Here is a 20,897-nt window from a genome sequence, read left to right as displayed (position 1 = left end):
TGCTGGCGCGTCAGGTCGGTGTTCCGTACATCGTGGTGTTCCTGAACAAGGCCGACATGGTCGATGATCCGGAGCTGCTGGAGCTGGTCGAGATGGAAGTACGCGACCTGCTGTCCTCGTACGATTTCCCGGGTGACGACACCCCGGTCATCACCGGTTCCGCGCTGAAGGCGCTGGAAGGTGACGAGAGCGAAGTAGGCGCCCCGGCGATCTACAAGCTGGTCGAGGCGATGGACACCTGGATTCCGGAGCCGGAGCGTGCCGTGGACGGCGCGTACCTGATGCCGGTGGAAGACGTGTTCTCGATCTCCGGTCGCGGCACCGTGGTGACCGGTCGTATCGAGCGCGGCGTGGTTAAGGTGGGCGAAGAGATCGAGATCGTCGGTATTCGCGACACGCAGAAGACCACCGTCACCGGTGTCGAGATGTTCCGCAAGCTGCTCGATCAGGGCGAAGCGGGCGACAACGTCGGCATTCTGCTGCGCGGCACCAAGCGTGACGACGTCCAGCGTGGTCAGGTGCTGTGCAAGCCGGGTTCGATTACCCCGCACACGCACTTCGAAGCCGAGGTGTACATCCTGGGCAAGGAAGAGGGCGGTCGTCACACGCCGTTCTTCAACGGGTACCGTCCGCAGTTCTACTTCCGCACGACGGACGTGACGGGCTCGGTGGAGCTTCCGGAGGGCACCGAGATGGTGATGCCGGGTGACAACGTGAAGATGACGGTGTCCCTGATCAATCCGATCGCGATGGAAGACGGTCTGCGCTTTGCGATCCGCGAAGGCGGCCGCACTGTGGGCGCCGGCGTCGTCTCCAAGATTATTGAGTGAACCAGATGGCTAACCAGCGCATTCGAATTCGTCTGAAGGCCTTTGATCATCGACTGATCGACCGTTCCGCGGCCGAGATCGTCGAGACTGCGAAGCGGACCGGTGCCCGAGTCAAGGGCCCGATCCCCCTGCCGACCAAGAGCGAGGCGTACACCGTCCTGGTTTCGCCGCACGTCAACAAGGACGCGCGGGACCAGTACGAGCTGCGCACGCACAAGCGACTGATGGATATCCTCGATCCGACCGACAAGACCGTGGATGCCCTGATGAAGCTGGATCTGGCTGCAGGCGTAAATGTTCAGATCAGGCTTAACTAACGTTAAATTTTCTGCCATACTATTGGGCTTTCCGTGGCCCGGCGGAATTTTCGCCGGGCCACGGCTTTAGGGCGCTTGTTAGCGCCGTCTGATACGGAAGGGGTTTTGTAATGGCTCTTGGACTCATCGGTCGCAAGCTCGGCATGTCGCGCGTCTTTACGGACGATGGCGTCTCTGTGCCGGTTACGGTGCTACAGGTGGACAACAATCGCGTGGTCCAGATCAAGCGCACCGAAGGCGACGGCTACAACGCGGTCCAGGTGACGGCGGGTTCGCGCAAGCCGTCCCGGGTAAGCAAGCCGGAGGCTGGGCACTACGCCGCGGCGTCGGTGGAGCCCGGGCGCGGTCTGTGGGAGTTTCGCGTCGACGAGACCGACCTCGAAGGCCTGGCTGCCGGTGATGCAATCACCGTCGACCGGTTCGAGGAGGGGCAGATCGTGGATGTGACCGCTCAGAGCAAGGGCAAGGGTTTCCAGGGTGCCGTGAAGCGTCACAACTTCCGCACCCAGGACGCGACCCATGGCAACTCGCTGGCGCATCGCGCTCCGGGTTCCATTGGTCAGAACCAGAGCCCGGGCCGTGTGTTCAAGGGCAAGAAGATGGCCGGGCACATGGGCGCCGAGCGCAAAACCATCCAGAACCTCAAGGTGGTACGCGTGGACGCTGATCGCAGCCTGGTCCTGGTTCAGGGTGCCGTGCCGGGCGCGCCGAGTACCGACGTGATGATTCGTCCGGCCGTGAAGGCGAAGGGTTAAAACAATGCAAGTTACGACTGCCGATACCGGGGCCAGCGTGGAGCTGTCCGCCACCTGCTTTGAGCGGGATTTCAATGAACCGCTGGTGCATCAGAGCGTCGTCGCTCAGCTGGCCGGCGCCCGCAGCGGGACCCGTGCCCAGAAGACCCGGGCCCAGGTCAGTGGCGGCGGCATCAAGCCGTTCCGCCAGAAAGGGACTGGGCGCGCTCGCGCTGGTACGATTCGCAGCCCGCTGTGGACGGGTGGCGGCAAGGTGTTCGCTGCGCGCACTCAGGATTTCTCGCAGAAGCTGAACAAGAAGATGTACCGCGCCGCTATGGCGTCCATCCTCTCCGAACTGCTGCGGCAGGATCGCCTGAAAGTGGTCGCTGCATTCGCCGTAGAGTCGGGCAAGACCCGTGACGGCATTGCCAAGCTCGGCGAGCTCGGCCTGGAGCGGGGGCTGGTGGTGCTGGCCGAGGATGACGCGATGACCGAACGTGCGTTGAGCAACGTCCCGCACGTGGATGTGATCGATGTGAGCGGTGTCAATCCCGCCAACCTGGTCGGGGCCGATACGGTCGTGATTACGGAAGGCGCCATCCGCAAGCTTGAGGAGTGGCTGGCATGAATTCGCGTCTGATGCAGATTATTCAGGGTCCGGTGGTGTCGGAGAAGTCGACCAACGCCGGCGAAGTGGGGCAATACGTGTTCCGTGTGCTGCCGGGTGCGGACAAGGCCGAGATCAAGGCCGCGATCGAGAAGCTGTTCGAGGTTCGGGTGGAGCACGTGCGCACATTGAACCAGCAGGGCAAGAACAAGCGCTTCGGTCGCATGTTCGGGCGTCGCAACCACTGGAAAAAGGCCTATGTGGCCCTCGCTGAAGGCGAGAGCATCGACATGGGTGAAGGAGAACAGGTCTAGTCATGGCGATTATCAAGACCAATCCGACCTCTGCCGGGCGCCGTCACGCGGTGAAGATCCGCGGCGAGGGTCTGCACAAGGGGGCGCCGCACGCGGCGCTGCTCGAAAAGCAGACTCGCTCGGGCGGCCGCAACAACGCTGGCCGCATTACCACGCGGCACGTCGGTGGTGGCCACAAGCAGCGCTACCGCATCGTTGACTTCAAGCGGAACAAGGACGGCGTGCCAGGCAAGGTCGAGCGGCTGGAGTATGATCCGAACCGCAGCGCTCATTTGGCGTTAGTACTGTACTCTGACGGCGAACGCCGGTACATTGTTGCGCCCCGCGGGCTGAAGCAGGGTGATGCCGTGACGAGCGGCTCGCAGGCCCCGATTCGCGTGGGTAACGCGATGCCGCTGCGCTCCATTCCGGTGGGCACGGTGATTCACTGCATCGAGATGAAGCCGGGGAAGGGAGCGCAGATTGCGCGGTCCGCCGGTGCCTCGGCCCAGGTCGTGGCACGAGAAGGCGCGCACGCGACGATTCGCCTGCGCTCCGGTGAGATGCGCCGCATCCAGTCCGAGTGCCGGGCCACGATCGGCGAAGTCGGTCACAGCGAGCACAGCCTCAAGAAATTCGGGAAGGCCGGTGCCAAACGCTGGATGGGTGTCCGCCCAACCGTGCGTGGCACCGCGATGAACCCGGTCGACCACCCGCATGGTGGTGGTGAAGGTCGCAACTTCGGGCGTCACCCGGTGACCCCGTGGGGCCGCCCGACCAAGGGTTACAAAACCCGCAACAACAAACGTACCGACGGCATGATCGTGCGTCGGCGCAAGAAGTAACGGAGTGCCAGCATGCCGCGTTCACTGAAGAAAGGCCCGTTCGTCGATCATCACCTTCGCAAGAAGGTGGATGAGGCGCTCGAGAAGAACGATCGGCGTCCGATCAAGACCTGGTCGCGCCGCTCGATGATCATCCCGCAGATGGTGGGTCTCACCCTCGCGGTACACAACGGGCGTCAGCATATTCCGGTGCTGGTCAACGAAAACATGGTCGGCCACAAGCTGGGCGAGTTTGCGTTGACGCGGACCTTCAAGGGTCACATCGCCAACAAGAAGTCGCGCTGAGGACGAACGATGGAGACGATTGCAAAACTGCGCTACGCGCGCATCTCGCCGCAGAAGACGCGGCTGGTCGCCGACCAGGTTCGTGGCATGCGGGTGGAAGAGGCTCTGAACGAGTTGACTTTCAGCCCCAAAAAGCCGGCAGCGATTGTAAAAAAGGTGCTGGAGTCCGCGATTGCCAATGCGGAGAACAATGACGGTGCAGACATCGACGAGCTGCGCATCTCGCGCATCCAGATCGACGAAGGCCCGGTTCTCAAGCGCATGCAGGCGCGAGCCAAGGGTCGCGGCAACCGCATCATGAAGCGCACTAGCCACATTGTAGTGGGCGTGAGCGAGAAGGGAGCGAACTAACCATGGGTCAGAAAGTACATCCAACCGGCATCCGGCTGGGCATTTCTCGCCCGTGGTCGGCGACCTGGTACGCGGACGGTCGCGAGTTTGGTGAAACGCTGAACAACGACATCAAGCTGCGCACGTTTCTGCAGAAGAAACTTGCCCACGCGTCGGTCAGCCGAATCACCATCGAGCGTCCCGCCAAGGCCGCGCACATCACGATTCACACGGCACGTCCGGGGATTGTGATTGGCAAGAAGGGCGAGGACATCGAGAAGCTGCGCCGCGAAGTGGCAGCCGAGACGGGCCTGGAGCAGGGCAACGTCAAGATCAATATCGAAGAGGTGCGCAAGCCCGAGATCGAAGCCCAGCTGGTCGCGGAAGGTATCGCCCAGCAGCTTGAACGCCGGATTATGTTCCGTCGTGCGATGAAGCGCGCCGTGGGTAATGCGATGCGCCTGGGTGCCCAGGGCATCAAGGTGCACGTGGCCGGTCGTCTCAATGGCGCCGAGATCGCGCGTTCCGAGTGGTACCGCGAAGGCCGCGTGCCGCTGCACACCCTGCGTGCGGACATCGACTACGGTTTCGCCGAGGCGCGTACGACCTACGGGATCATCGGCGTCAAGGTGTGGATCTTCAAGGGCGAAGTTTTCGGCCTGGAACCGGTCGAAGGGACGCGCGCTGCGGCCAACGCGAGCTAGGACATAGACCATGTTGCAGCCAAAAAGAACCAAATTCCGCAAGCAGTTCAAGGGCCGGAACCGGGGCATGGCCTCCACCGGCGCCAAGGTCAGCTTCGGCGAGTACGGCCTTCAGGCCGTGGAACGCGGTCGCATTACCGCGCGCCAGATCGAGGCGGCGCGGCGTGCGATGGTGCGTCACATCAAGCGTGGCGGGAAGATCTGGATCCGGGTGTTCCCGGACGTCCCGGTCACCAAGAAGCCGCTTGAAGTGCGCATGGGCAAGGGCAAGGGCGGTGTCGAGTACTGGGTCTGCAAGATCCAGCCCGGGCGCGTGCTCTACGAGATGGAAGGTGTGCATGAAGACGTTGCGCGTGAGGCAATGCGTCTGGCCGCCGCCAAGCTCCCGGTCAAGACGGTGTTTACCCGTCGGCAGGTGATGTGATGAAAGCAGAAGAGCTCAGAAAGAAGTCGGACGGCGATCTGGACCAGGAGCTGGAAGCGCTCTACAAGGAACAGTTCGGCCTTCGCATGCAGAAGTCGGTTGGGCAGCTTGCGCGCCCGGATCGTGTCGGCAAGGTGCGGCGCGAGATCGCGCAGATCAAGACGCTGATGAATGAACGTAGAAGGGCAGGTTAAGACAATGACCGAAGAAGGTTCCAGGACTCAGCGTTCCGTCGTCGGGCGCGTGATTAGCGACAAGACGGACAAGACCCGCACGGTTCTTGTCGAGCGTCGCGTCCGTCATCCGCTGTACGGGAAGTTCATTCGTCGCAGCACGAAACTGCACGTCCATGACGAAGAAAATGTATCGCGCATGGGCGATCGGGTTCGTATCCGTGAATGCCGGCCGATTTCCAAGCAGAAGCATCATGCCCTGATCGAAGTGGTCGGGCAGGACGCTCTCTGAATCGGCTGCCAGGAGATAAGTCATGATTCAAATGCAGACCGTGCTCGAGGCCGCCGATAACAGCGGTGCCCGACGCATCCAGTGCATCAAGGTGCTGGGCGGGTCGCACCGCCGGTACGCCCGGGTGGGCGACGTCATCAAGGTGAGCGTCAAGGATGCGATCCCGCGTGGCAAGGTGAAGAAGGGCGATGTCTATGACGCCGTCGTGGTGCGCACGGCCGCGGGCGTGCGCCGTGCGGATGGATCGCTGATCCGCTTCGACCGCAACGCCGCGGTCCTGCTGAACAACCAGCACCAGCCGATCGGCACCCGTATCTTCGGGCCGGTGACGCGTGAACTGCGAGGGGAGAAGTACATGAAGATTATCTCCCTCGCCCCGGAAGTGCTGTGAGGACGTGATGAACAAGATTCGCAAAGGCGACGATGTCGTCGTGATTTCTGGCAAGGACAAGGGTCGCCGGGGCACCATTATCAAGGTCCTCGATGGCAAGGTTCTGGTTCAGAACATCAACATGGTGAAGAAGCATCAGAAGCCGAACCCGCAACAGGGCGTCGGCGGTGGGATCATCGAGAAGGAAATGCCGATCGATGTGTCCAACGTGATGGTCTTCAACCCAGCAACCGACAAGGGTGATCGCGTGTCGTTCAAGACCCTGGAAGACGGCCGTAAGGTGCGGGTCTTCCGCTCGAACGGCGAAGTCGTGGACGCATAACGCGGGACGGACGGTTTTATGGAACGCTTGAGAGAAGAATACGAATCCACGGTGAAGCAGGCCCTGCGCGAGCAGTTCAGCTATGCCAACGTGATGGAAATCCCGCGTGTCACCAAGGTGACCCTGAATATGGGTCTGGGTGATGCCGTCGCGGACAAGAAGGTGATCGAGCACGCGGTCAGCGACATGACGGCCATTGCCGGGCAGAAGCCGGTCGTGACCAAGGCGCGCAAGTCGATCGCCGGGTTCAAGATCCGCGATGACTATCCGATCGGCTGCAAGGTCACCTTGCGCCGGCGGCAGATGTACGAGTTCCTGGATCGCCTGATCAGCGTAGCGCTGCCGCGCGTGCGGGACTTCCGCGGGTTTTCCGCGAAAGCCTTCGATGGGCGTGGCAACTACAGCATGGGCATCAAGGAACAGATCATCTTCCCGGAGATCGATTACGACCGTGTCGACAAATTGCGCGGCATGGACATCACGATTACCACCAGTGCAAGAACGGACGCGGAAGCCAAGGCCCTTTTGGAGGCCTTCCGATTCCCGTTCCGGCAGTAACCGAGGTAGGCGCACATGGCAAAGACATCGATGCTCGAACGCGAGAAAAAGCGCGAGCGACTGGTCAACAAGTACGCGGCCAAGCGGGCCGAACTGAAGGCGATCCTGGTCGACGAGACCAAGTCGTCCGAAGAACGCCTGGCGGCCATGCATGCGCTGCAAAAGCTGCCGCGTGATTCCGCGCGCGTTCGGCAGACGAACCGGTGCGGCGTCACTGGTCGGCCGAAAGGGTATTACCGCCGGTTTGGCCTGGGGCGCAACAAGCTGCGCGAACACGCCATGAAGGGCGAGATTCCGGGCCTGCGCAAGGCGAGCTGGTAAGGAGATTTGAACCGATGATGACCGATCCGATTTCCGACATGCTCACCCGTGTTCGCAACGCCCAGCGTGCGAACAAGGAGCAGGTCGCCATTCCTTTCAGCAAGGCCAAGGAGCGTATCCTTAAGGTCTTCGCCGACGAGGGTTTCGTAGGCGACATCCAGGTCGAGGGTGAAGTTGCCCAGAAGAAACTGGTGGTGAAGCTGAAGTACTTCGAGGGACGGCCGGTCATCGAGACCGTCGAGCGCATCTCGCGTCCGGGCCTGCGGATTTATCGCGGCAAGGACGAGCTGCCGCGAATTAACGCCGGTCTCGGGGTTGCCGTGGTCTCCACGCCACAGGGTGTCATGAGTGACCGCGCTGCCCGGGCCGCAGGCCAGGGCGGCGAAGTCCTCTGCAAGATTTACTGAGGAATCAGCCATGTCGCGCATTGCAAATCTGCCGATCAAGCTGCCGAACGGCGTCTCCGTCGAGCAGTCGGAAAGCGAGATCAAGATCAAGGGTCCGAAGGGCGAGCTACAGCTCACCTGCCCCGAAGCCGTGATCGTTACCGTCGAGGACGGGGTGGTTCGAGTGAAGGCCACGGAGAACGCGAAGAATGTCGCGTTGGCGGGTACTATTCGGGCACTCCTGGGCAATCATGTCCACGGGGTGAGCGAAGGGTTCGTCCGGGCGCTGGAGTTGGTCGGCGTCGGCTATCGCGCCCAAATGCAGGGCGCGAAGCTGAACCTGACGCTCGGGTACTCGCATCCGATCGACTTCGACATTCCGGAAGGCGTGACGGTGGAGACACCGACCCCGACCGAGGTCGTGGTCAAGGGAACGGATCGCCAGAAGGTGGGCCAGGTGGCAGCGAACATTCGCGCCTTCCGCCCGCCGGAGCCCTACAAGGGCAAGGGCGTGAAGTACAAAGACGAGCGCATCGTGCGCAAAGAAGCCAAGAAGAAGTAGGTAGGCACCAGTGGACAAGAAAGAGGCCAGACTTAAGAGGGCGCGGCGCGCACGGTTCAAGATCCGTGAGCTGGGGGTGCATCGTCTCTGTATCCACCGGACGCCGCGCCACATGTACGCGCAGATCATTGCCCCCTCGGGCGACGCGGTGCTTGCCGCGGCGTCGACCGTGGAGAAGGATCTGAAGAATGCCGGGGGTTCCACCGGCAACGCCGAGGCCGCCGCCCGCGTGGGCCAGGCCATCGCGGAGCGTGCGCGCAAAGCAGGGATCGAACAGGTCGCGTTTGACCGCGCGGGTTTTCGTTATCACGGACGGGTGAAGGCACTTGCCGACGCCGCCCGTGAAAGCGGCCTGCAGTTCTAGTCAAACGCGATCGAGCGGAGAGAGAAATGGCACGTAACGATGTAAGCGAAGCGCAGGACGGCCTCCAGGAAAAGCTGATTGGCGTCAACCGCGTTGCGAAGGTGGTCAAGGGCGGCCGGCAGTTCCGGTTTGCCGCACTGACCGTCGTCGGTGATGGCGAGGGACGAGTTGGATACGGGTACGCGAAGGCGCGCGAAGTGCCGGCGGCCATTCAGAAGGCAATGCAGCAGGCGCGCATGGAAATGCGCAATGTGTCGCTGAACGAAGGCACGCTGCACTATGCGGTGAACGGGCATCATGGCGCGGCCAACGTCTACATGCAGCCGGCTTCTGAGGGTACCGGGATCATCGCCGGGGGCGCGATGCGCGCAGTGCTCGAAGTAGCGGGCGTACGTAACGTGCTGGCCAAGTGTGTCGGTTCGCGCAACCCTATCAACGTCGTGCAGGCGACCATCGACGGGCTCACCATGGTGAACTCGCCGGAACGGGTTGCGGCCAAGCGCGGCAAGTCCGTCGACGAAGTGAAGAGCTAAGCCATGAGCAAGCTGAAACTGACACTGGTACGCAGCACCGCCGGCCGTATCGCCACGCACAAGGCGTGCGTGCGTGGACTCGGGCTGCGCAAGACCCACAGCAGCGCGATCATCGAGGCCACGCCCGAAAACATGGGCATGGTCAAGAAGGTCTCGTACCTGCTGAAGGTAGAGGAAGTCTAATCATGCGACTGAATAACATTTCCAGCCCCGACGGTGCCCGCAAGCCGGCGAAGCGCGTCGGTCGGGGGATTGGCTCCGGTCTGGGCAAGACCGGCGGCCGCGGCCACAAGGGCCAGAAGTCTCGCTCGGGTGGTTACACGAAGGTGGGGTTCGAGGGCGGCCAGATGCCGCTGCAGCGTCGCCTGCCCAAGGTGGGCTTCCGCTCCCGCAAGCAACAGTATTCGGCCGAAGTGCGTCTCAGCGAACTGGCCAAGGTCGACGGCGACGTGACCCTGGACACCCTGAAGGCTGCGGGCGTCGTGCGCAGCGATGCGCAGAGCGCCAAGATCTTCGCCTCCGGTGAAGTCTCGAAGGCCTGTGCCGTGAAAGGCGTGGGCGTCACCAAGGGCGCGCGGGCGGCGATCGAAGCCGCTGGCGGGAGCGTTGAGGCCTAAATAATGGCACGTGGAGCGACAGCACGTTCCGGTGGCGGGCTCACCGGTTTTACCGAGTTACGCCAACGCCTGCTGTTCGTTCTGGGTGCCCTGGTGGTGTACCGGATCGGTACATTCATTCCGGTGCCCGGTATTAACCCGGTGGCCGTCTCGCAGTTCTTCGAACAGCAAAGCGGGACCATCCTGGACATGTTCAACATGTTTTCCGGGGGGGCGCTGGAGCGCCTGTCGATCTTTGCGCTAGGGGTGATGCCGTACATCTCGGCCGCCATCATCATGCAGCTTCTGGCCGCGACCGTACCGGCGCTCCAGCAATTGAAGAAAGAGGGCGAACAGGGACGGCGCAAGATTACGCAGTACACGCGCTACGGGACCGTGGCGCTGGCGCTGTTCCAGAGTATCGGGATCGGGATTGCCTTGAATGGTCAGACCATCCAGGGGATGCCGATGGCCCTCAACCCGGGCCCGATCTTTATCTTCACCGTGGTGGTCTCGCTGGTGACGGGGACGCTGTTCCTGATGTGGCTGGGTGAGCAGATTACGGAACGCGGCATTGGCAACGGGATCTCGATCATCATCTTCGCCGGTATCGTCGCAGGGCTTCCGGGCGCGATTGGCGGAACCCTGGAGCTGGCCCGCACCGGAGAACTGGCGGCAGCATTCGTGGTGATTCTGATCGTCCTGGCCCTGGCGGTGACCGCCTTCGTGGTGTTCGTCGAGCGCGGGCAACGCCGAGTGACGATCAATTACGCCAAACGCCAGGTGGGAAGGAAGATGGTCGGTGGCCAGTCCTCGCACCTGCCGCTGAAGCTGAACATGGCCGGGGTGATCCCGCCGATCTTCGCATCGAGTATCATTCTGTTCCCGTCGACGTTGGGGCAGTGGTTCGGCCAGGCTGAAGGGATGGACTGGCTGCGGGAGATCTCGACGACGCTGGCGCCGGGACAGCCGCTGTACGTGATGTTCTATGCGGCTGCGATTATTTTCTTCTGCTTCTTCTATACCGCGCTGGTGTTCAACTCACGCGATACGGCGGAAAATCTGAAGAAGCAGGGCGCCTTCATTCCGGGGATCCGGCCAGGTGTCCAGACCGAAAGATTCATTGACGGGGTCATGACTCGGCTGACGGCGGTTGGGGCGGTGTACATCACCGCAGTGTGCCTGCTGCCGGAGTTCCTGATCCTGTATTGGAACGTGCCCTTCTACTTTGGCGGGACCTCGCTTCTGATCATCGTGATCGTGGTGATGGATTTCATGGCACAGTTGCAGTCGCATCTGGTGTCCCACCAGTACGAAGGCTTGATGAAGAAAGCGAATCTGAAGGGTTTCGGCGGGACCGGGATCCGCTAGACCAGGAGATAGACCATGAAGGTACGTGCATCTGTAAAGCCGATGTGCCGGAACTGCAAAGTCATTCGGCGTAATGGCGTGGTCCGGGTGATCTGTTCCGACGCCCGCCACAAGCAGCGTCAGGGCTGAAGCTTGGCGTAACGCATAATCATTGCTACTATAGCCGGCTTTGCCGGATTTTGATGGAGAAGTTGGATGGCTCGCGTCGCTGGAATCAATATTCCTGACCAGAAGCACACGGTAATCGCGCTGACCGCGATCTATGGCATTGGCCCGACTCGGGCCGGCCTGATCTGCGATGGGGCGGGTGTGCGTCGGGACATCAAGGTGCGGGATCTGACGGATGCCGAAGTGGATGCGCTGCGCGCCCAGATCGACAAGATCCCCGTGGAAGGGGATCTGCGCCGGGAAGTCAGCATGAACATCAAGCGATTGATGGATCTGGGCTGCTACCGTGGCGTGCGCCACCGTCGCGGCCTGCCGCTGCGCGGTCAGCAGACGCAGACGAATGCACGCACCCGAAAGGGCCCGCGTCGCCCGATTCGCAAGTAATCAGACTGGGATCTCAGGTACATGGCACAAGCGCAAACACGGACCAAGAAAAAGGTCCGCAAAAATATCGCCGAGGGCGTGGCTCATGTGTACGCCACGTTCAACAACACGATCATCACGATCACCGACCGGCAGGGGAACACGATAAGCTGGGCCACCTCCGGTGGTTCGGGCTTCCGTGGTTCCCGCAAGTCGACGCCGTTCGCCGCGCAGATCGCGGCCGAGCGCGCCGGGACGACTGCGGCCGAACACGGCGTGAAGAATCTCGACGTGATGGTGCGGGGCCCGGGTCCGGGTCGCGAGTCGGCGGTACGTGCGCTGAACAATGCCGGGTTCAAGATCACGAACATCAGTGATGTAACCCCGATCCCTCACAACGGCTGCCGGCCGCCCAAGAAACGCCGCGTTTAAGGCTGGAGTTGAAGAATGGCTCGTTACATTGGACCGAAATGCAAGTTGAGTCGCCGTGAAGGCGTGGACCTGGGCCTGAAGAGCGGGGTCCGTGCGCTTGAAACAAAGTGCAAGCTCGACAAGCCGCCGGGTCAGCACGGTGAACGCCGTACTCGCCTGTCGGACTACGCCGTGCAGCTGCGCGAGAAGCAGAAGCTTCGCCGCATCTACGGCGTGCTGGAAAAGCAGTTCCGCAACTATTACAAGAAGGCCGCTCAGCGCAAGGGCTCGACGGGTGAGAACCTGCTGAAGCTGCTGGAAGGTCGTCTGGATAACGTGGTGTACCGCATGGGCTTCGGCTCCACCCGCTCCGAAGCGCGCCAGCTGGTTGCGCATCGTGCGATCCAGGTGAACGGGCAGGTGGTCAACATCGCGGCCTACCAGGTGCAGCCGTCCGACGTGGTTACGGTCCGGGAGAAGGCGCGCAAGCAGGTGCGCATCCAGGACTCGATGACGCTGGCCGAGCAGACCGGGTTCCCGAGCTGGATCGAAGTGGACACCAGCAAGTTCGAGGGTACGTTCAAGGCGGTCCCGGATCGTTCGGATCTGCCTGCGGACATCAACGAGTCGCTCGTCGTCGAGCTGTACTCGAAGTAATCGTTTTTCGGCCTGGCGCCAGGAGTCACAATGCAGTCGAACGAACTGGTCAAGAAACAGCAGATCGAGGTCGAGGCCGAGAATCGGAATCAGGCCAAGGTCGCCCTCGAGCCGCTGGAACGCGGCTTCGGCCACACCCTGGGCAATGCCCTGCGACGTGTGTTGCTGTCGTCCATCCCGGGTGCCGCCATTGTCGAGGCCCGGATTGAAGGCGTGCTGCACGAGTACACCACCATCGAAGGGGTACAGGAAGATGTCGTCGACATCCTGCTGAACCTGAAGGGTGTTGCGCTGCGGATGCACAGCCGCGACGAGTCCACGCTGACCCTGAGGAAGAAGGGTCCGAGCGTGGTGACGGCCGGCGACATTCAGGTCGACCATGACGTCGAGGTGGTGAACCCGGAACACGTGATCGCGACGATCACCAAGAACGTGGATCTGGACATCACTCTGACGGCGCGCGCGGGTCGCGGGTACGAACCCGTCAGCACGCGTCGGCAAGCCGAGGGTGGGGATGACACGGGTATTGGTCGACTGTTGCTGGACGCCAGCTTCAGCCCGATTCGCCGCGTGTCCTATCGCGTCGAAAGCGCGCGTCTGGCCCAGCGGACCGATATGGATCGCCTGGTGCTCGAGCTCGAAACCAATGGTGCGATCGCCCCGGATGACGCCGTGCGGCAAGCCGCGACGATCCTCCAGGGCCAGCTGGCGCCGTTCGTGGACTTGCAAGAAGAGTCGGCCGAAGTGGCGGGTGCCGTGGGTGGCGCGATCGACCCGGTGCTGCTGCGTCCGGTGGACGAGCTGGAACTGACGGTGCGTTCGGCCAACTGCCTGAAGGCCGAGAACCTGTACTACATTGGGGATCTCGTCCAGCGCACCGAGGTCGAGCTGCTGCGTGCGCCGAACCTCGGCAAGAAGTCGCTGACTGAAATCAAGGACACGCTGGCGACCCACGGGCTGTCGCTCGGCATGCGTCTCGAGAACTGGCCGCCGCCGGGTCTGCGCGACGACAACGAGTAATCACGGCGCCCCGCGCCCATCGTTTTTTAGAGGAAGCCTCTCATGCGTCATCGTCATTCCGGCCGTCAGCTTGGCCGCAACAGCTCGCACCGCAAGGCCACGTTTCAGGCCATGTCCGTGGCCCTGTTCCGGCACGAACTGATCAAGACCACGCTGCCCAAGGCGAAAGAGCTGCGTCGCGTCGCCGAACCGCTGATCACGCTGGCCAAGGAAGACAGCGTTCACGGCCGTCGGCTGGCGTTTGCCCGTCTTCGTGACAAGGAGATTGTGGGAAAGCTGTTCGCCGAACTGGGTCCGCGCTACCAGGCGCGGCCCGGTGGCTACCTGCGGATCCTGAAGTGCGGCAACCGCGCGGGTGATAATGCCCCGATGGCCTACGTTGAACTCGTGGATCGTCCCGAACTGGATGCCGGAGAAGGCGAAGCCGCCTGAGGGTCCGTCGCCAGAGGAAAGCGCGCTCGCAGGTTGAGCGCTCGGAAAGCCGGCCTTGGGCCGGCTTTCTTGCGTCTGGGTAACGGCGAATTTAGAAAGAGAGAGGGAAGCGCGGTCTGTGGGGACGGTGCGCAGGCGCGCAGCCCGTGGAGATGGAAAGGGCCGCGGGTCGTTAACCGTTGGCGGCGTGAGAAGAGCTTGCGGCGGGGAGCAGCGGTGCAAGGAACTGCCCGGTGTGGCTGTGGGCTGCGGCGGCCACCGCTTCGGGAGTGCCTGCCACGAGGAGTTCACCGCCGCCGCTACCGCCTTCCGGGCCGATATCGATCAGCCAGTCGGCGGTCTTGATGACGTCGAGGTTGTGCTCGATCACGACGATGGTATTGCCATGGTCGCGGAGGCGGTGGAGCACGCGCAGGAGCTGGGCGATATCCTCGAAATGGAGGCCGGTGGTCGGCTCGTCGAGGATGTAGAGCGTACGACCGGTATCGCGCTTGGAGAGCTCCCGGGCGAGCTTGATGCGCTGGGCCTCGCCACCGGAAAGGGTGGTGGCATTCTGCCCCAGCTGGATGTAGGACAGGCCCACCTCCATCAGCATCTCGAGCTTGCGGTGGATCACCGGTACCGGCTGGAAGAAGTCGAGGGCCTCTTCGACGGTCATCTCCAGGACTTCGTGGATATTCTTGCCCTTGTAGCGCACGTCCAGGGTCTCGCGGTTATAGCGTTGGCCCTTGCAGACGTCGCAGGGGACGAAGACGTCCGGCAGGAAGTGCATTTCCACCTTGATCACGCCATCGCCCTGGCAGGCCTCGCAGCGCCCGCCACGGACGTTGAACGAGAAGCGCCCGGGCTTGTAGCCGCGCGAGCGCGCCTCGCCGGTTGCGGCAAACAGTTCGCGTATGGGCGTAAACAGGCCGGTATAGGTGGCCGGGTTGGAGCGCGGGGTACGCCCGATCGGGCTCTGGTCGATGTCGACCACTTTGTCGATCAACTCCATGCCGTCGATGCGGTCGTGATCCTCGATGTGGTGGCGCCCGCCATGGAGGGCGGTGGCGACGGCCGGGTACAGGGTGTTGTTGACCAGGGTGGACTTGCCGGAGCCCGAGACCCCGGTCACGCAGGTGAACAGCCCGGTGGGGAAGGCGAAATCACCGCCCTTCAGGTTGTTGCCACGCGCGCCGATTACGCGGATCTCGCGCTCCGCGTCGGGCGGCGTCCGCTGGTCCGGCACCGGGATGCAGCGGGTGCCGCGCAGGTATGCGCCGGTGAGGGAATCCGGATGATTCGCGACCGCCTCCGGGGTGCCCGACGCCACAATGTGGCCGCCGTGGCGACCCGCGCCGGGGCCGATATCCACGACATAATCGGCTTGTCGGATGGCATCCTCGTCATGCTCCACCACGATGACCGTGTTGCCGAGGTCGCGCAGGTGGCTCAGGGTCTTCAGCAGGCGTGCGTTGTCGCGCTGGTGCAGGCCGATTGATGGCTCGTCGAGGATGTACATCACCCCGACCAGGGCCGAGCCGATCTGCGAGGCCAGGCGGATACGCTGGGCCTCGCCGCCGGAAAGGGTGTCGGCGGAGCGGTCCAGGGTCAGGTAGTCGAGGCCGACATCGTTGAGGAACCCCAGGCGCGCGGAGATCTCGCGCACGATCTTCTCGGCGATCTGGGCGAAGCGTCCCGGCAGGCGGAGGTCGTCGAAAAAGGCCTGCGCGTTGGCCACGCTCATGTGCGTGACCTCGGGCAGGGTCATGTCGCTGACAAAGACGTTGCGTGCGGCCGAGTTGAGGCGCGTGCCGTGGCAGTCGGGGCAGGGCTGTTCCGCCTGGTAGCGGCCCAGTTCCTCGCGCACTGCCGCGGAGTCGGTCTCGCGGTAGCGCCGCTCCAGGTTCGGGATCACACCCTCGAACACGCGTTCGTCGGTGCGCAGTTGGCCGTTGGCGGCCGGGGTCGACAGCTTGACCTTCTCCGTGCCCGAACCATGCAGGACCACCGCACGGACCTCGGCCGGCAATTCCTGCCAGGGGGCCTCCACGTCGAAGTCGTAATGCCGGGCGAGACTGGTCAGCAGGCTGAAGTACCAGGCGTTGCGCCGATCCCAGCCCCGCACGGCCCCGCCACCGAGGCTTAGCTCGGGCTGCGACACGACCCGTTCGGGGTCGAAGAACTGGTGCACACCGAGGCCGTCGCAGGTGGGGCAGGCGCCTGCCGGGTTGTTGAACGAGAACAGCCGGGGCTCCAGCTCGCGCAGGGCATAGCCGCAAATCGGACAGGCGTAGCGCGCCGAGAAGATCATCGGCTCGCGTTCCGGCTCGTCCATCCACGCGATCAGCGCCAGGCCATCGGCCAGTTCGGTGGCGGTTTCGAAGGACTCGGCCAGGCGCTGGCGCAGGTCCTCGCGCACGCGGAAGCGGTCGATCACGATCTCGATGTTGTGCTTGCGCTTGGGGTCCAGCGCCGGCAGGGCGTCGAGGTCGTGGATCTCGCCATTGATACGCGCGCGCAGGTAGCCCTGGGAGCGCATGGCCTCGAGCATCTTGTGGTGTTCGCCCTTGCGGCCGCGGACCACCGGCGACAGCAGCATGACCTTGTCGCCCTCCGGCAGATCGAGTACCTGGTCGACCATCTGCGAGATGGTCTGGGCGGCCAGGGTCTCGCCGTGTTCCGGGCAGCGCGGCTCGCCGGCGCGCGCGAACAGCAGGCGCAGGTAGTCGTAGATCTCGGTGATGGTCCCGACGGTGGACCGCGGGTTGTGCGAGGTACTCTTCTGCTCGATGGAGATCGCCGGCGACAGACCCTCGATCTGGTCGACGTCGGGCTTTTCCATCATCGACAGGAACTGCCGGGCGTAGGTCGACAGGCTCTCCACGTAGCGGCGCTGGCCCTCGGCGAACAGGGTGTCGAAGGCCAGCGAGGATTTGCCCGAACCGGAAACGCCGGTAATCACGATCAGCCGTTCGCGCGGCAGGTCGAGGTCCACGTTCTTCAGGTTATGGGTGCGGGCGCCGCGAATGCTGATGCTGTCCATGGGGCTGGATCGACTCCACTGGGTTACGTCGCGCGGCGCGCTGGCGAAAACACGGATCAGTGTTTCCATTGGGGCGCCGCAAACCATCCATGGTAACACCCGGGCCGCGCTCGCCATGGTTTCCCCGCCGCGCTTGCCGGTAAACTCCCCGGACATGAAGAGCTCTTCTTGCCCGCGTCGGTCGCGGACGCCATGAATCCCCGCGAGCTGCGCGCCACCACTGGGCTGGCGGCGATTTATGGCGTGCGCATGGCCGGCCTGTTCATGGTCCTGCCGGTGTTCATGCTGCATGCCGACCGTATCCCCGGCGCAACCCCGCTGCTGATGGGCCTGGCGCTCGGGATCTACGGACTCACCCAGGCCGTGCTGCAGATCCCGTTCGGTCTCTTGTCGGACCGGGTCGGCCGCAAGCCGCTGATCCTCGCCGGGCTGTTGCTGTTCGTTGCTGGCAGTGTGCTCGCCGCGGTCGCCGAGACCATCCACGGCATCATTCTCGGGCGGGCCCTGCAGGGGTCGGGCGCGGTGGCGGCGGTGGTCCTGGCGTTGACCGCGGATCTGGTTGGCGAGGAGCGGCGCATGCGGGCGCTCGCCGTGATCGGGCTGACCATCGGCCTGACCTTCACCGCAGCGATGGCCCTGGGCCCGGTGGTGGACCAGGCGGCGGGATTGTCCGGGATCTTCGGCCTGTCGGCGCTGCTCGGGCTGGTCGCGATTGTGATCCTGTTCCTTTGGGTGCCAACGCCGGCACGGGCGCGGGCACACCCGGACATGGTGCCGGTCTGGTCGGCACTGCCCCGCGTGCTGCGCGCCCCGGACCTGTTGCGCCTGAACCTCGGCATCTTCGTGCTGCACCTGGTCCTGGCCGCGAACTTTCTGGTTATCCCGGTGCTGCTGGTGGAGACGCTCGGGCTAGCGGGTGCCAGCCACTGGAAGTTCTATGTGCCGGTGCTGCTGGCGGGGTTCGCGCTGATGCTCCCGGGGATCATCTTCGGCGAGCGCCGCCGGCGCGTGCACAGCGTGCTGCGCGGGGCGATCGCCCTGCTGGCCGGGGTGCAGATCCTGCTGGCCCTGCTGGTGCTCGACGGCGGCGGTCTGTGGACGCTGGCGGCGCTGATGGTCCTGTTCTTTGCCGCCTTCAACCTGCTTGAGGCGGGACTGCCGTCGCTGGTTGCGCGCGTGGCGCCGGTCGCCCACAAGGGCACGGCGATGGGCGGCTTTGCCACCGCGCAGTTCCTTGGGATTTTCGCCGGCGGCGTGCTGGGAGGTGTCCTGCTGACACTGGTCGGGCCGGTCGGGGTGTTCCTTGCCGGGGTGCCGTTGCTGCTGGCCTGGTGGTGGATCGCCCGCGGGATGCATCCGCGCTACCGGTCGAACCGGGTGGTCGCGGTACCCGATCACTGGTCCGGTCGTGACGCGGAACTGCTGCGGGCGCTTGCCGCATGGCCCGGCGTGCACGAGGCGGACCTGTCGCCGGATGCCGGTTCCTTGTACCTGAAGGTGGAGCCAGGAGGCCCGGACACCCCCGAGCTGACGGCCTGGTTGGCGCGCAAGCCAGGCGCGTAGAACGCGCGCAATGCCTCCCCGACTGGCCGCGCGAATCTGTCCACATCCCGGACCGGTGCACTGTCGCGGCCGGGGTGGGCTGCTACACTACCGAATCTGTTTCTCCATGCTGGACACAAGGAGGCCCCATGGCCCGCGGCGTCAACAAAGTCATCCTGCTCGGCAACCTCGGGGCCGACCCGGAAAAGCGCGAGACCCCGAACGGGGTTACCGTCACCAATCTGCGTCTGGCGACGTCGGAGCAGTGGACCGACAAGAACTCCGGCGAGAAGCGCGAGAACACCGAATGGCACCGGGTGGTGATGTTCGGGCGCCTGGCGGATATCGCCGCGCAGTACCTGTCCAAGGGCTCGCAGGTCTATGTCGAAGGCAAGATCCAGACCCGCAAATGGCAGGACCAATCCGGTAACGATCGTTACAGCACCGAGGTCGTGGCCAACGAGATGCAGCTGATCGGCGGCCGCGGTGGCAGCGGCGGCGGTGGTGGTTTCGACCAGGACCCGGGTTATGGCGGCGGCAATGCCTACGGCGGCGGTGGCCAGCAAGGCGGCAACCGCAGCAACGCGCCGGCCTCCGGCGGCGGCTTCGATGACGACGACGTCCCGTTTTAACGTCCATATAAGCCACTGTTCACCCACTAGCGAAGTACCGAGAGCATGATCCGCAAGGTCTACATCCAGACGCACGGCTGTCAGATGAACGAGTACGACTCCGATCGCATGCTCGACGCACTGCGTGAGCTGCACGGGGCGGAGCGTACCGATGATCCGGAGCAGGCCGACCTGCTGCTGATGAACACCTGCTCCATTCGCGAGAAGGCGCAGGAGAAGGTCTTCTCGCTACTGGGGCGCTGGCGGCAGATCAAGGAACGCCGGCCGGAGGTGATCATCGGTGTGGGCGGTTGTGTTGCCAGTCAGGAGGGCGATGCCCTGCGCGCCCGGGCCCCGTACGTGGATCTGGTATTCGGCCCGCAGACCCTGCATCGCCTGCCGGCCATGATCCAGTCGGTGCGCCGTGAGCGCGCCCCGGTGGTGGATATTTCCTTCCCCGAGATCGAGAAATTCGACCGCCTGCCGGAGCCGAAGGCCGACGGTCCGAGTGCGTTCGTCTCGGTGATGGAAGGCTGCTCCAAGTACTGCAGCTTCTGCGTGGTGCCCTACACGCGCGGCGACGAGATCAGCCGCCCGTTCGACGACGTGATTGCCGAGGTGGTCGCGCTGGCCGCGCAGGGGGTCAGGGAGATCAACCTGCTGGGGCAGAACGTGAATGCCTACCGCGGGCCAATGGATGACGGCGACACTGCGGACCTGGCCCTGCTGATCCACTATGTTGCGGCGGTCGACGGGATCGAGCGCATCCGCTTCACTACCTCGCACCCGGTGGAGTTTTCCGATTCGCTGATCCAGGCCTTTGCCGACGAACCGAAGCTGGTCAGTCACCTGCACCTGCCGGTGCAAAGCGGCTCCGACCGCATCCTGGCGCAGATGAAACGCGGCCACACGATCCTGGAATACAAGTCCAAGATCCGCCGCCTGCGCGAGGCGCGCCCGGACCTGGATCTCTCCTCGGACTTCATCGTCGGCTTCCCCGGCGAGACCGACGCCGACCACGCCGCGACGATGAAGCTGATCGAGGAGCTGCATTTTGATTTCTCCTTCAGCTTTATCTACAGCGCGCGTCCGGGCACCCCGGCCGCATCGCTGCCGGATGACGTGCCGATGGCGACCAAGAAGGCCCGTCTGGCCGAGTTGCAGGCCCTGATCGAGCAGAACGGCCGCGCGCGAAACGAGTCCATGGTGGGCAACATCGAGCCGGTACTGGTAGAAGGTCCGGCCAAGCGCAACCCCGGCGAACTGGCCGCGCGCACGGCGAACAACCGCATCGTCAACTTCGCCGGGGACCCCGGCCTGATCGGGCAGTTGATCCCGGTCGAGATTACCGAGGCCCTGGCACATTCCCTGCGCGGGCGCACGGTGGAGCGGACAATGCCCGCCGCCGTCGGCGCCTAGGGAAACCG

The 20,897-nt window shown here is 63.7% G+C and carries 33 protein-coding genes; 32 read left to right on the top strand and 1 reads right to left on the bottom strand.

Annotation, left to right across the window (positions count from 1 at the left end; genetic code table 11):
* The 29 genes from F618_RS0109730 to rplQ all read left to right on the top strand — a co-directional run.
* A partial coding sequence (locus F618_RS0109730) for an elongation factor Tu (protein WP_019568442.1) occupies nt 1-830 on the top strand: 830 nt, incomplete at its 5' end.
* A gap of 5 nt (nt 831-835) precedes the next feature.
* On the top strand, nt 836-1,147 hold the full coding sequence (rpsJ, locus tag F618_RS0109725; RefSeq protein ID WP_017941070.1) for a 30S ribosomal protein S10: 312 nt from the start codon (nt 836-838) through the stop codon (nt 1,145-1,147).
* A gap of 110 nt (nt 1,148-1,257) precedes the next feature.
* Nucleotides 1,258-1,902, top strand: coding sequence for a 50S ribosomal protein L3 (rplC, locus tag F618_RS0109720; RefSeq protein WP_018146460.1), 645 nt, complete (start codon nt 1,258-1,260; stop codon nt 1,900-1,902).
* A gap of 4 nt (nt 1,903-1,906) precedes the next feature.
* A complete protein-coding gene (gene rplD, locus F618_RS0109715) occupies nt 1,907-2,512 on the top strand; it encodes a 50S ribosomal protein L4 (RefSeq protein WP_018168211.1) in 606 nt (201 codons plus the stop codon).
* On the top strand, nt 2,509-2,805 hold the full coding sequence (rplW, locus tag F618_RS0109710) for a 50S ribosomal protein L23 (RefSeq protein ID WP_019568441.1): 297 nt from the start codon (nt 2,509-2,511) through the stop codon (nt 2,803-2,805). The genes rplD and rplW overlap by 4 nt, the downstream gene beginning before the upstream one ends.
* Nucleotides 2,806-2,807: 2 nt before the next feature.
* Nucleotides 2,808-3,629: a 50S ribosomal protein L2 gene (rplB, locus tag F618_RS0109705; RefSeq protein WP_019568440.1), complete on the top strand. Its 822-nt coding sequence runs from the start codon at nt 2,808-2,810 to the stop codon at nt 3,627-3,629.
* Between the two features lie 12 nt (nt 3,630-3,641).
* A complete protein-coding gene (rpsS, locus tag F618_RS0109700; protein ID WP_018146456.1) occupies nt 3,642-3,914 on the top strand; it encodes a 30S ribosomal protein S19 in 273 nt (90 codons plus the stop codon).
* Nucleotides 3,915-3,923: 9 nt separating this feature from the next.
* Entirely contained in the window at nt 3,924-4,265 is a 342-nt protein-coding gene (rplV, locus tag F618_RS0109695; RefSeq protein WP_018146455.1) for a 50S ribosomal protein L22, read from the top strand.
* 2 nt (nt 4,266-4,267) lie between these two features.
* Nucleotides 4,268-4,948 (top strand): 30S ribosomal protein S3, encoded by a 681-nt coding sequence (gene rpsC, locus F618_RS0109690; RefSeq protein WP_018146454.1) that lies wholly within the window; start codon nt 4,268-4,270, stop codon nt 4,946-4,948.
* A gap of 10 nt (nt 4,949-4,958) precedes the next feature.
* Nucleotides 4,959-5,372: a 50S ribosomal protein L16 gene (rplP, locus tag F618_RS0109685; RefSeq protein ID WP_017941078.1), complete on the top strand. Its 414-nt coding sequence runs from the start codon at nt 4,959-4,961 to the stop codon at nt 5,370-5,372.
* Nucleotides 5,372-5,566 (top strand): 50S ribosomal protein L29, encoded by a 195-nt coding sequence (gene rpmC / locus F618_RS0109680; RefSeq protein WP_018168209.1) that lies wholly within the window; start codon nt 5,372-5,374, stop codon nt 5,564-5,566. Before rplP ends, rpmC begins: the two co-directional genes overlap by 1 nt.
* A gap of 4 nt (nt 5,567-5,570) precedes the next feature.
* Nucleotides 5,571-5,837, top strand: a complete 267-nt coding sequence (gene rpsQ, locus F618_RS0109675; protein ID WP_018146452.1) for a 30S ribosomal protein S17 — start codon at nt 5,571-5,573, stop codon at nt 5,835-5,837.
* A gap of 22 nt (nt 5,838-5,859) precedes the next feature.
* Entirely contained in the window at nt 5,860-6,228 is a 369-nt protein-coding gene (gene rplN, locus F618_RS0109670) for a 50S ribosomal protein L14 (RefSeq protein WP_018146451.1), read from the top strand.
* A gap of 7 nt (nt 6,229-6,235) precedes the next feature.
* Nucleotides 6,236-6,550 carry a 50S ribosomal protein L24 gene (gene rplX / locus F618_RS0109665; protein WP_018146450.1) on the top strand — a complete coding sequence of 105 codons (315 nt, stop codon included), beginning with the start codon at nt 6,236-6,238 and terminating at the stop codon, nt 6,548-6,550.
* Between the two features lie 18 nt (nt 6,551-6,568).
* A complete protein-coding gene (rplE, locus tag F618_RS0109660) occupies nt 6,569-7,108 on the top strand; it encodes a 50S ribosomal protein L5 (protein ID WP_018146449.1) in 540 nt (179 codons plus the stop codon).
* A 15-nt stretch (nt 7,109-7,123) separates the two neighbouring features.
* On the top strand, nt 7,124-7,429 hold the full coding sequence (rpsN, locus tag F618_RS0109655) for a 30S ribosomal protein S14 (protein ID WP_019563614.1): 306 nt from the start codon (nt 7,124-7,126) through the stop codon (nt 7,427-7,429).
* A gap of 14 nt (nt 7,430-7,443) precedes the next feature.
* Entirely contained in the window at nt 7,444-7,836 is a 393-nt protein-coding gene (gene rpsH / locus F618_RS0109650) for a 30S ribosomal protein S8 (protein WP_018146447.1), read from the top strand.
* Nucleotides 7,837-7,846: 10 nt separating this feature from the next.
* Nucleotides 7,847-8,377 carry a 50S ribosomal protein L6 gene (rplF, locus tag F618_RS0109645; protein ID WP_018168207.1) on the top strand — a complete coding sequence of 177 codons (531 nt, stop codon included), beginning with the start codon at nt 7,847-7,849 and terminating at the stop codon, nt 8,375-8,377.
* A gap of 10 nt (nt 8,378-8,387) precedes the next feature.
* Entirely contained in the window at nt 8,388-8,741 is a 354-nt protein-coding gene (rplR, locus tag F618_RS0109640; protein ID WP_018168206.1) for a 50S ribosomal protein L18, read from the top strand.
* Nucleotides 8,742-8,767: 26 nt separating this feature from the next.
* Entirely contained in the window at nt 8,768-9,274 is a 507-nt protein-coding gene (gene rpsE / locus F618_RS0109635; protein ID WP_018146444.1) for a 30S ribosomal protein S5, read from the top strand.
* A 3-nt stretch (nt 9,275-9,277) separates the two neighbouring features.
* Nucleotides 9,278-9,457, top strand: coding sequence for a 50S ribosomal protein L30 (gene rpmD, locus F618_RS0109630; RefSeq protein WP_018168205.1), 180 nt, complete (start codon nt 9,278-9,280; stop codon nt 9,455-9,457).
* Nucleotides 9,458-9,459: 2 nt separating this feature from the next.
* On the top strand, nt 9,460-9,891 hold the full coding sequence (gene rplO, locus F618_RS0109625) for a 50S ribosomal protein L15 (protein ID WP_018146442.1): 432 nt from the start codon (nt 9,460-9,462) through the stop codon (nt 9,889-9,891).
* A gap of 3 nt (nt 9,892-9,894) precedes the next feature.
* Nucleotides 9,895-11,241, top strand: coding sequence for a preprotein translocase subunit SecY (secY, locus tag F618_RS0109620; protein ID WP_018146441.1), 1,347 nt, complete (start codon nt 9,895-9,897; stop codon nt 11,239-11,241).
* Between the two features lie 15 nt (nt 11,242-11,256).
* Complete coding sequence (gene rpmJ, locus F618_RS15535) at nt 11,257-11,370, top strand: 50S ribosomal protein L36 (protein ID WP_077277041.1); 114 nt, start codon at nt 11,257-11,259, stop codon at nt 11,368-11,370.
* Between the two features lie 66 nt (nt 11,371-11,436).
* Complete coding sequence (rpsM, locus tag F618_RS0109615) at nt 11,437-11,793, top strand: 30S ribosomal protein S13 (protein ID WP_018139891.1); 357 nt, start codon at nt 11,437-11,439, stop codon at nt 11,791-11,793.
* A gap of 21 nt (nt 11,794-11,814) precedes the next feature.
* Nucleotides 11,815-12,204 carry a 30S ribosomal protein S11 gene (rpsK, locus tag F618_RS0109610; protein ID WP_017941093.1) on the top strand — a complete coding sequence of 130 codons (390 nt, stop codon included), beginning with the start codon at nt 11,815-11,817 and terminating at the stop codon, nt 12,202-12,204.
* 15 nt (nt 12,205-12,219) lie between these two features.
* On the top strand, nt 12,220-12,840 hold the full coding sequence (rpsD, locus tag F618_RS0109605) for a 30S ribosomal protein S4 (protein WP_019568439.1): 621 nt from the start codon (nt 12,220-12,222) through the stop codon (nt 12,838-12,840).
* A 30-nt stretch (nt 12,841-12,870) separates the two neighbouring features.
* Nucleotides 12,871-13,860 (top strand): DNA-directed RNA polymerase subunit alpha, encoded by a 990-nt coding sequence (gene rpoA / locus F618_RS0109600; RefSeq protein WP_018168204.1) that lies wholly within the window; start codon nt 12,871-12,873, stop codon nt 13,858-13,860.
* A 42-nt stretch (nt 13,861-13,902) separates the two neighbouring features.
* Nucleotides 13,903-14,292 (top strand): 50S ribosomal protein L17, encoded by a 390-nt coding sequence (gene rplQ / locus F618_RS0109595; protein WP_018146438.1) that lies wholly within the window; start codon nt 13,903-13,905, stop codon nt 14,290-14,292.
* A gap of 172 nt (nt 14,293-14,464) precedes the next feature.
* On the opposite strand, the gene uvrA is transcribed toward rplQ, so the two are convergent.
* Nucleotides 14,465-17,317, bottom strand: a complete 2,853-nt coding sequence (uvrA, locus tag F618_RS0109590) for an excinuclease ABC subunit UvrA (protein WP_019568438.1) — start codon at nt 17,315-17,317, stop codon at nt 14,465-14,467.
* 192 nt (nt 17,318-17,509) lie between these two features.
* Here uvrA and F618_RS0109585 point away from each other — a divergent pair, with 192 nt between their 5' ends.
* The 3 genes from F618_RS0109585 to miaB all read left to right on the top strand — a co-directional run bounded on the left by F618_RS0109585 (nt 17,510) and on the right by miaB (nt 20,889).
* Nucleotides 17,510-18,880, top strand: coding sequence for an MFS transporter (locus F618_RS0109585; RefSeq protein WP_019568437.1), 1,371 nt, complete (start codon nt 17,510-17,512; stop codon nt 18,878-18,880).
* A 128-nt stretch (nt 18,881-19,008) separates the two neighbouring features.
* A complete protein-coding gene (gene ssb / locus F618_RS0109580; protein ID WP_019568436.1) occupies nt 19,009-19,491 on the top strand; it encodes a single-stranded DNA-binding protein in 483 nt (160 codons plus the stop codon).
* Between the two features lie 45 nt (nt 19,492-19,536).
* A complete protein-coding gene (miaB, locus tag F618_RS14825; protein WP_018168201.1) occupies nt 19,537-20,889 on the top strand; it encodes a tRNA (N6-isopentenyl adenosine(37)-C2)-methylthiotransferase MiaB in 1,353 nt (450 codons plus the stop codon).
* Nucleotides 20,890-20,897: the final 8 nt, after the last annotated feature.

It is taken from the genome of Thioalkalivibrio sp. ALMg13-2, assembly GCF_000381185.1.
In the GTDB taxonomy this organism is placed as follows: domain Bacteria; phylum Pseudomonadota; class Gammaproteobacteria; order Ectothiorhodospirales; family Ectothiorhodospiraceae; genus Thioalkalivibrio; species Thioalkalivibrio versutus.
The sequence above is the reverse complement of the archived record's forward strand: the minus strand, read 5'-3'. Positions and strand labels throughout refer to the sequence as shown.

Coding starts and splice junctions, on each gene's coding strand:
- rplW (WP_019568441.1), top strand. CDS start 2,509: ATGAATTCGCGTCTGATGCAGATTATTCAGGGTCCGGTGGTGTCGGAG.
- rplB (WP_019568440.1), top strand. CDS start 2,808: ATGGCGATTATCAAGACCAATCCGACCTCTGCCGGGCGCCGTCACGCG.
- rplD (WP_018168211.1), top strand. CDS start 1,907: ATGCAAGTTACGACTGCCGATACCGGGGCCAGCGTGGAGCTGTCCGCC.
- rplV (WP_018146455.1), top strand. CDS start 3,924: ATGGAGACGATTGCAAAACTGCGCTACGCGCGCATCTCGCCGCAGAAG.
- rpsJ (WP_017941070.1), top strand. CDS start 836: ATGGCTAACCAGCGCATTCGAATTCGTCTGAAGGCCTTTGATCATCGA.
- ssb (WP_019568436.1), top strand. CDS start 19,009: ATGGCCCGCGGCGTCAACAAAGTCATCCTGCTCGGCAACCTCGGGGCC.
- rpsQ (WP_018146452.1), top strand. CDS start 5,571: ATGACCGAAGAAGGTTCCAGGACTCAGCGTTCCGTCGTCGGGCGCGTG.
- rplQ (WP_018146438.1), top strand. CDS start 13,903: ATGCGTCATCGTCATTCCGGCCGTCAGCTTGGCCGCAACAGCTCGCAC.
- rpsH (WP_018146447.1), top strand. CDS start 7,444: ATGATGACCGATCCGATTTCCGACATGCTCACCCGTGTTCGCAACGCC.
- rpsN (WP_019563614.1), top strand. CDS start 7,124: ATGGCAAAGACATCGATGCTCGAACGCGAGAAAAAGCGCGAGCGACTG.
- rpsD (WP_019568439.1), top strand. CDS start 12,220: ATGGCTCGTTACATTGGACCGAAATGCAAGTTGAGTCGCCGTGAAGGC.
- rpsM (WP_018139891.1), top strand. CDS start 11,437: ATGGCTCGCGTCGCTGGAATCAATATTCCTGACCAGAAGCACACGGTA.
- rpmJ (WP_077277041.1), top strand. CDS start 11,257: ATGAAGGTACGTGCATCTGTAAAGCCGATGTGCCGGAACTGCAAAGTC.
- rpmD (WP_018168205.1), top strand. CDS start 9,278: ATGAGCAAGCTGAAACTGACACTGGTACGCAGCACCGCCGGCCGTATC.
- secY (WP_018146441.1), top strand. CDS start 9,895: ATGGCACGTGGAGCGACAGCACGTTCCGGTGGCGGGCTCACCGGTTTT.
- rplE (WP_018146449.1), top strand. CDS start 6,569: ATGGAACGCTTGAGAGAAGAATACGAATCCACGGTGAAGCAGGCCCTG.
- miaB (WP_018168201.1), top strand. CDS start 19,537: ATGATCCGCAAGGTCTACATCCAGACGCACGGCTGTCAGATGAACGAG.
- rplN (WP_018146451.1), top strand. CDS start 5,860: ATGATTCAAATGCAGACCGTGCTCGAGGCCGCCGATAACAGCGGTGCC.
- rplO (WP_018146442.1), top strand. CDS start 9,460: ATGCGACTGAATAACATTTCCAGCCCCGACGGTGCCCGCAAGCCGGCG.
- F618_RS0109585 (WP_019568437.1), top strand. CDS start 17,510: ATGAATCCCCGCGAGCTGCGCGCCACCACTGGGCTGGCGGCGATTTAT.
- rplP (WP_017941078.1), top strand. CDS start 4,959: ATGTTGCAGCCAAAAAGAACCAAATTCCGCAAGCAGTTCAAGGGCCGG.
- uvrA (WP_019568438.1), bottom strand. CDS start 17,317: ATGGACAGCATCAGCATTCGCGGCGCCCGCACCCATAACCTGAAGAAC.
- rpmC (WP_018168209.1), top strand. CDS start 5,372: ATGAAAGCAGAAGAGCTCAGAAAGAAGTCGGACGGCGATCTGGACCAG.
- rpoA (WP_018168204.1), top strand. CDS start 12,871: ATGCAGTCGAACGAACTGGTCAAGAAACAGCAGATCGAGGTCGAGGCC.
- rplC (WP_018146460.1), top strand. CDS start 1,258: ATGGCTCTTGGACTCATCGGTCGCAAGCTCGGCATGTCGCGCGTCTTT.
- rplF (WP_018168207.1), top strand. CDS start 7,847: ATGTCGCGCATTGCAAATCTGCCGATCAAGCTGCCGAACGGCGTCTCC.
- rpsC (WP_018146454.1), top strand. CDS start 4,268: ATGGGTCAGAAAGTACATCCAACCGGCATCCGGCTGGGCATTTCTCGC.
- rplX (WP_018146450.1), top strand. CDS start 6,236: ATGAACAAGATTCGCAAAGGCGACGATGTCGTCGTGATTTCTGGCAAG.
- rpsE (WP_018146444.1), top strand. CDS start 8,768: ATGGCACGTAACGATGTAAGCGAAGCGCAGGACGGCCTCCAGGAAAAG.
- rpsS (WP_018146456.1), top strand. CDS start 3,642: ATGCCGCGTTCACTGAAGAAAGGCCCGTTCGTCGATCATCACCTTCGC.
- rpsK (WP_017941093.1), top strand. CDS start 11,815: ATGGCACAAGCGCAAACACGGACCAAGAAAAAGGTCCGCAAAAATATC.